Source organism: Streptomyces sp. NPDC006197, assembly GCF_040613865.1.
Taxonomy (GTDB): domain Bacteria; phylum Actinomycetota; class Actinomycetes; order Streptomycetales; family Streptomycetaceae; genus Streptomyces.
On sequence record NZ_JBEXSZ010000241.1, the window covers coordinates 1 to 7,005 of the forward strand.

Consider the following 7,005-nt stretch of genomic DNA (forward strand, 5'->3'; position numbering starts at 1 on the left):
GTCGGACCACCACGACCGCCTCCGCCCGGGCCTGAACCACCTGGCCTTCCACGCGGGCGACCGGTCCGCCGTCGACCGGCTCGCCGGCGCCGTCTGCACGGGCGCTCCGGCGCCCGGCGGCAGCATCCCGGCGAAGACGTTGGTCGACGGTCCGAGGACGCCCTCACGCAGGCCAGGCAGGTCCACCTCCCGCACGATGCCCTTGTCGATCATGTACCGGACCATCTCGACCTGTCGCTGCTCCTGGTCCAGGGCCCGCAGCTGCCGCCCCTCCTCCCAGCGCATCAGCAGGTCCATCGCCTTCTCGGTGTCGTCCGGGTGCTTCGCCAGGTGTTCGAGGACGAGACTGCGGAAGTCGAGCCGTACGGAGGCGAGGGCCCGGCGCTCCCGCTTCTCCCGCTCGAGGCGGGCGTCCTGCTCGATGTCCTTGATCGTTTCCTGGTGGCGGGTGTTCCCGACGGCCGCCCTGTGCTGCATGCGGCCCATCTCCGAGTCGCGGCCCGCCTTGGTGCGGCTGCGGATGAACTCCCTTGCCGCCTGGTCGGGTTCGATCTGGACGTCGCAGTAGTAGAGCGTCATGCCCTCGGGCATCGGGATGGGCAGCGCCAGCGACCCGTTGATCCTGGCCTGCGCCTCGAACGCCTCGTCGATCGCGAACTGCGCCGCGTGCGGACGGATCCTGCTGATCAGATACGGGTAGACGGCGCTGAGCACATCGGGGAGATTGCTCCGCACCACCGCCACCGGATCATGCACGCGGAATCCGACGTCGATCGTCGCCTCGAACCGGTGCGCCTGGTCCTTGCAGGTCAGCGGGGTCTTGGTGAGCTTGGCCGTACGCCGGTGGTCACCCAGGTCCACGACGTAGCAGAGCTTGTTCTTGCCCAGCCACCGCTGGGTCATCGTCCGGTGCTTGGGCGACTCGACCTCCCAGCCGCCGCCGTCCAGGGGATAGACGACCGCGAAGTTCGGCGGAAGGTTGGGCAGGGTGGCGAGCTGCGCACGCGCCACCGGACGGTTGTTGAGGATCAGTGAGACGGGCATGTCACACCCCTTCCAGATCGAGCTGGGCATGGACGACGGCAGCGGTCAGGGGCAGGGGCGACAGCTCGTCCGGATCGGTCCAGTCGGCCGCGCACCGCCGCAGGATCCGTCCCGTCCTCGGGTCCCTGTACGCGATCGCGCCCACCATCAGCTGGAACATGGACCGCAAGGCGGGGTCGCGTTCGGCGAGCGCGGCCCAGTTGCGCAGCACCTGTTGGGCCTCCACGCCGAAATCCGCCTGGTTGAGCGACTCGCGCCACAGGGCGATGAACGGCGCACGCAACGGCTCGCGGTGGTGGGCCAGATAGAGGAGCGCCGGCCAGTGCTCCACCTCGCTCTCGGTCTCCCACTCCTCCCTGCCCACCACCAGCTGGGCCGCGACGATGAGGAACGAGAGCAGCGCCGTCGGCCGCCTCCGGTGGTCGGCGGACCGCTCGTGCAGGGTGCGGAGCACCAGCTCCGTCGAGTCGGTGTTCTGCGCGAGCAGATCGGTCAGACTGCGGCCGACGGCCACGGCCACGGCCGCCCGGTCGACGACGGTGAGGCGGGCCAGCGCCGAGACGGCGAGCTCGGGGTCCTCACCCATGCCGTGCACCCGTGCCGCCGTCGCCTGCACGTAGGGCCGGCTCCGGTCGGCGAGCCACCCCTCCACCAGTACGTCGGTCCGCTCCGCGATCCACGGGTCGCGCGAGGCGATCTGGAGGGCGTAGGCGACGGCGTCGCGCCGCAGCGGGTTCTCACTCTGCGCCCAGTCGTAGAAGACCTGGTCGCAGAGGTAGGTGTACGACTCCGCGGCGATCGCCCCGAGCGCCGCGGCGGCGTAGACCCGGACCTCTTCGGCCGGGTTCACGACCAGGACCGACAACCAGTCGAGCAGCTCGCCCTGGATCTCGTACTGGATCCACGCGTGCTGGATGACCCGTCGCGGATAGGAAGGGTCCTTGTATTCCAGCGCGCGTCCCGGCTCGCCGTCCTCCTTGTCGATGCCACGGGCGCGCAGCCGGGTCAGTTGTGTGCGGCGCGGGGAAGCGAAGGGGTCTTTGACGCGGGGCGGCTCACCGTCCGGGCCGGCCATCAGCACGTGCGGGCGGTCGTCCTCCAGTCGTTCGCGCAGTGCGCGGGCGGCAGTGGCGACGTACTCCTGAGGCAGGCCGTTGAGCACGGCGAGGGCGATCGCGAGACTCCGGACGCCGGGCTCCCGCAGGCTCTCGATCCAGATGTCGAAATCCTCGTCGGCCTGGCGGGCATGGCGCTTCTTGATGGCCTCGGAGTCCAGCCGGCCGGTCTCCCACTCCTCGGCGATCGCCGACGCCAGATCGGCCGCCCGCTTGCAAGCGGCGTCGCCGTCGAGCAGCTCGTCCAGCAGCTTCCCGATGTCGCCGTCGGCAAGGAGCCGGTCGTGGACCCGGTCGCCCAGGCGCCAGCGCAGATGCGAGGAGACGATGCCGCGCTGGTCGGGCGCCTCGGTGACGTCGACGACGGCCGTCAGGAGTTCGCTGTCCGCGACCTCGGTGCTGGAGACGGTGATCACCAGCCACGCGCCCGCGAGGGCGAGTGCGCCCTGCACCTTCTCGTACTCCGCTCCGCGCAGCCCGGCGATCCCGGACGGCTGGTCGAGCAGAAAGGCCGCACCGCGCTCGACGGAGTCCCCGCCGCGCTCCAGGAGGTCGGCGAGGGAGGCGAAGTCGACGTCACTGTCCAGGTGGTACTTGGTGGTGGCCCCCATGCCCTGGAGCAGGCGGACGGCCATGGCCGTCTTCCCGTGACCGGGGGCTCCGCGCAGGATCAGCAGGTGCCGGCCCGCCAGGGCCTCCCGGGCGGCCGACAGGCCGGGGTGCTCCTGGTACGCGTAGCGCACCCGCTCGTCCAGGAGCGGGGAGATGGGCCGCAGGCGCCGCTGGCCGCCACCCAGGAGCAGCACGTATTTGTCGCCACCGACGACATCGCCCTCGACGTTGGCGAAGGCGTTGCGGACCCGGTCGTGGCGCAGGGACCCCTGGCCCAGCCGGCCGGTGGCCTCGAAGGACTCGGCTCCGGGGCCGGAACGCGGAGGCTCGCCCTGGGGGCCGCCCTCTCCGCCGCCCTGCGCGGCCGCCGGGCCGTTCGCGGGCTGGGGCTGTCCCTCGCCGGCGGGCTGCGCCGGCCCGGCGCCACCCGCCGCCCCTCCCGGCCCGCCTCCCGCGCCGGGTGCCGGAGCTCCTCCCGCGCCGCCGCCGGCCGGGGCTCCCCCCGTCGGTGTGGTCATGGCCGGACCGGGCCGTTCGTGTTGACGTGTACGGTCTTGTTGCCCTGGAACACGTCACCGTGGACGGTTCCGATGCTGATACCGGCTCCGCTCGGCGGCCTCTGGTCGCCGGGGCCGGCTGCCGCTTCCCCCCGCCCGCCGGGGGCCGTCCGGGGATCGTCGGTCCCGGGGCCGTCCGGCTCGGGGGGCCCGGGCCGATCCGGTGCCCCCTCGGGGAGACCGGGCGGGGCCGGGGATCCGGGCACGGTCACCCAGCTCTCGATGAGCTCGCCGTGTTTGGTCCGGAACGACATGGGCAGGTACGCGGCGGGGTCGAGGGAGCGATGCCCGTGCCGGACGACGGCCTGGTAGATCTCGTCCGATACGACGAAGACCATCCGCGACGAGGCCGCCGCGGCCAGGACGTCGCGTAACGGTCCCGCGTCGACCAGCCGACAGGCGGTGTTGACGGCGTGCCCGGACCACCCCTCACCGTCTCGGGCGGCGAGCCCCTGGTGCAGGGCGACGCGGAACCGCATCGCGTGGGCGGTGCTGTACACCACGGCCTTCTGCTTCAGCTCGTCGTCCAGGGCGCGTACGAACGGCCCGGCCAGCACGATCGGCGAGACGGTGGCGGGGACGATCATGAGGACCCCGTCGCCCCGGTCCTCGATGACGAGGTCATCGGCCGGCAGCCCGGCCCGTACGAGCGCTTCACGCAGCACCTCGTACATCCCGGTTCGCAGCGAACGCTGGATCGGATCGGGCCGGGAGCTGAAGTTCTCGATGTCCAGAACCACGACCCAGCAGTGCGTGGCCTCACCAGGCATGGCGATCTCCCCAAACGCTTCGGGCGACAGATGCTTGATCAGTGGCCTCAGTTGTACGGCACCAAAGTCCCCTGGGTCTACGCCAATTGACACACAGCGGAAAACCGAGGCCGCGCGGCCGCCGGTCTTGATCGAAGCGGGGAACCGGGGTGTTGTGGGGTGCGTCGTGCCGTGTGACGACAGGTTGGGGAGTCAGGGGGGCGGTAGCAATGCGAAGAGCGCTGATCCAGCTGGTGACGGGATGCGTGGCCGTGCTGTCGGCGACGTCCTGTGCGGTTTCGGAGAGTCCGGCGGGGGCGCCGTCGCCCACGGGCGACCGCAAGGGCGTGACTGCGACGGCGCTTCCCCGTCCTTCCGCCGTCGAGCCGTCGAGCACCGAGAAGGCGGTCGCCTGGGCGACCGACCGGATGCGCACCGCCGCTTCCGGCGCCAACTCCCCGGCAGCGCCGGGGACGCTGGTTGCTGCCGAATCGAATAAGGGAGCCCTTTTCGTCTGGGAGACAGCGGATGACCGGTTCTGTCATGGTGTCGCGTTCATGCCGGGGACGACGATCGTCGCTTGTGCTTCCCACCCCCACGAGCCTCCGGTGGGGGAAGAGCCGCGGCTCGTGCCGTTGGTTCGCATGATGGCGACAGGGTGGAACGTGGTCTTCGGCGCGGAGCACGAGACGGTGGAGTCCGTCACCTGCAACGGTAGAGCGCTTCAGGTGCGGGACGTGGGAGTCATGGCGAAGGGACGCCGCACGGTCCACGCCATCGAGTTCCCCGACCTCACGGTGGGCAAGGTGAGCGTGCGCGTGAGGAGGGGATCACGGGTGGTCACGGAACACCTCGAACTGGAGAAGCCGGAGTGGGGAGGCACCCAGAACGTGGCAAGCTGCGGCCCCGTCGACCGCTAGGGGTCCCGGCCGGCGCCTGCGAGGTCCGCCCTGGCCCGGGCGCTCGTACGAGGCGACCACCCCCGCGGAACCCACCGCGCCTTCCGGCAGGCGATCAAGGGCATCGACGTGATCTTCGGCGCCGCCCCACAGGCAGAGACAAATGAGGCCGGTACTGAAATCAGTACCGGCCTCACCTGCTGTTTCGGCTGTCGGGGTGGCGGGATTTGAACCCACGACCTCTTCGTCCCGAACGAAGCGCGCTGCCAAGCTGCGCTACACCCCGATGTCGCTGCTTTGTTCTTCACGTCGCGGCGACATCGATTACTTTAGCCCACGCGCGCCCTCAGACGAAATCCGGTATCCGGAGGGCCTCGGCGCAGGTCGGATGCGGGCCAGGGCGAAGGCGAAGCGGCGGGGCGTGAGCGGGCCCTCACCTTAAGTGTTCAGGCGCGCGCCGTCAGGGTGAGCAGGGTGGCCTCGGGCGGGCAGGCGAAGCGGACGGGGGTGAACCGGTTGGTGCCGCAGCCCGCCGAGACGTGGAGGTACGAGGTGCGGTCGTCCACCGTGTGCGTGGAGAGGCCCTTCACCCGGTCCGTGTCCAGGTCGCAGTTGGTGACGAGCGCCCCGTAGAAGGGGATGCACAGCTGGCCGCCGTGGGTGTGGCCGGCGAGGATCAGCTCGTACCCGTCGGCCGTGAAGGCGTCGAGCGAGCGCAGGTACGGGGCGTGCACGACGCCCACCGTGAAATCGGCCGCCGCGTCGGGGCCGCCGGCCACCTTGTCGTACCGGTCGCGCTTGATGTGCGGGTCGTCCAGGCCGGTGAAGGCGAGCTCGGCCTGCGGCAGCTTCAGCCGGCCCCGGGTGTTGGTGAGGTTGACCCAGCCGGCCGCGTCGAAGGCGTCCCGGAGGTCCTCCCACGGGTTGTGGATGGCGCCGACCACCGGCGGGTTGCCGTTGAGGCCGTGGCGGCCCTGCACCTTCTCCAGCAGATAGAGGGCGGGATTGCGCAGCCGCGGCCCGTAGTAGTCGTTGGAGCCGAAGACGTACACGCCGGGGAACTCCATCAGCGGCCCGAGCGCGTCGAGGACCTCCGGCACGGCGTCCGTGTCCGAGAGGTTGTCGCCGGTGTTGACGACGAAGTCCGGGCGGAGCCCCGCGAGGGACTGCAGCCAGGCGCGCTTCTTGCGCTGGCCGCTCACCATGTGGATGTCGGATACCTGGAGGACCCGCAGGTCGCGCATGCCGCGCGGGAGGACCGGGACCGTCACCCGGCGGAGTCGGAAGGAGCGGGCCTCGATGCCGGCCGCGTAGGCGATTCCGGCCGCCGCCGTCGCCGTGAGGCCTGCCGTGATCTTCAGGGGGATGCCGTACCGTGCGCGCATCCCCCCATCGTCGCAGACCCGCCGACCCTAAATGCGCGGGCGGTACAGGGGACGCACCTGCGACACTTGGCCCCATGACCACGCTCAAGGCGAAGCTCCAGGACGACCTCAACGCCGCGATCCGGGAGCGCGACGAACTGCGCTCCTCGACCCTGCGGCTGACCATCACCGCGATCACGAAGGAGGAGGTCGCGGGCACGACGAAGCGCGAACTCTCCGACGACGAGGTGCAGAAGGTGATCGCGAAGGAGGCGAAGAAGCGCCGCGAGGCCGCGGACGCCTTCGCCAAGGGCGGCCGCCCCGAGTCCGCCGAGCGCGAGAAGGCCGAGGGACTCATCCTCGACGCGTACCTGCCGAAGCAGCTCAGCGACGAGGAGCTCGACTCCATCGTCGCGGCGGCCGTCGAGGAGGCGAGGGCGGCGGGCGCCGAGGGGCCGCGTGCCATGGGCGCCGTCATGAAGATCGTGAACCCGAAGGTGGCCGGCCAGGCCGAGGGCGGCCGTGTCGCCGCCGCGGTGAAGAAGCTGCTCGCGGGCTGATCCGCGGAGCAGGTACGAGGAAGGGCGCCCCGCCGTCAGGCGGGGCGCCCGATGGGAAGTGGACACGTCTGTAATCCCTTCACACATAGGGGTGTGTCGTTTTCC

At 70.9% G+C, this 7,005-nt stretch carries 6 protein-coding genes and 1 tRNA gene; 2 read left to right on the top strand and 5 right to left on the bottom strand.

Translation table 11 applies throughout. The features are described from left to right. The 3 genes from ABZ318_RS38370 to ABZ318_RS38380 form a co-directional block, all read right to left on the bottom strand. Window positions 1-1,044, bottom strand: a 1,044-nt coding sequence (locus ABZ318_RS38370) for a hypothetical protein (RefSeq protein WP_356907049.1), incomplete at its 3' end; no start/stop codon positions are given. A 1-nt stretch (window position 1,045) separates the two neighbouring features. Beyond that, entirely contained in the window at window positions 1,046-3,289 is a 2,244-nt protein-coding gene (locus tag ABZ318_RS38375) for a hypothetical protein (RefSeq protein ID WP_356907050.1), read from the bottom strand. Then, the gene (locus ABZ318_RS38380) at window positions 3,286-4,098 is read right to left on the bottom strand and encodes a hypothetical protein (RefSeq protein ID WP_356907051.1); all 813 of its coding nucleotides are present in this window, start codon (window positions 4,096-4,098) and stop codon (window positions 3,286-3,288) included. Before ABZ318_RS38380 ends, ABZ318_RS38375 begins: the two co-directional genes overlap by 4 nt. A gap of 245 nt (window positions 4,099-4,343) precedes the next feature. Here ABZ318_RS38380 and ABZ318_RS38385 point away from each other — a divergent pair, with 245 nt between their 5' ends. Beyond that, window positions 4,344-4,997, top strand: coding sequence for a hypothetical protein (locus tag ABZ318_RS38385; RefSeq protein WP_356907052.1), 654 nt, complete (start codon window positions 4,344-4,346; stop codon window positions 4,995-4,997). Window positions 4,998-5,188: 191 nt separating this feature from the next. On the opposite strand, the gene ABZ318_RS38390 is transcribed toward ABZ318_RS38385, so the two are convergent. Beyond that, window positions 5,189-5,262 (bottom strand) — tRNA-Pro (locus tag ABZ318_RS38390). A 160-nt stretch (window positions 5,263-5,422) separates the two neighbouring features. Continuing rightward, window positions 5,423-6,361: a metallophosphoesterase gene (locus ABZ318_RS38395; RefSeq protein ID WP_356907053.1), complete on the bottom strand. Its 939-nt coding sequence runs from the start codon at window positions 6,359-6,361 to the stop codon at window positions 5,423-5,425. A 74-nt stretch (window positions 6,362-6,435) separates the two neighbouring features. Between ABZ318_RS38395 and ABZ318_RS38400 the strand changes: the two genes are divergently transcribed. Beyond that, a complete protein-coding gene (locus ABZ318_RS38400) occupies window positions 6,436-6,900 on the top strand; it encodes a GatB/YqeY domain-containing protein (protein WP_356907054.1) in 465 nt (154 codons plus the stop codon). Window positions 6,901-7,005: the final 105 nt, after the last annotated feature.

What these genes read in the sequence shown, in the direction of transcription:
- ABZ318_RS38375 (WP_356907050.1), bottom strand. Translation starts at nt 3,289, where the DNA reads ATGACCACACCGACGGGGGGAGCCCCGGCCGGCGGCGGCGCGGGAGGA.
- ABZ318_RS38380 (WP_356907051.1), bottom strand. Translation starts at nt 4,098, where the DNA reads ATGCCTGGTGAGGCCACGCACTGCTGGGTCGTGGTTCTGGACATCGAG.
- ABZ318_RS38395 (WP_356907053.1), bottom strand. Translation starts at nt 6,361, where the DNA reads ATGCGCGCACGGTACGGCATCCCCCTGAAGATCACGGCAGGCCTCACG.
- ABZ318_RS38400 (WP_356907054.1), top strand. Translation starts at nt 6,436, where the DNA reads ATGACCACGCTCAAGGCGAAGCTCCAGGACGACCTCAACGCCGCGATC.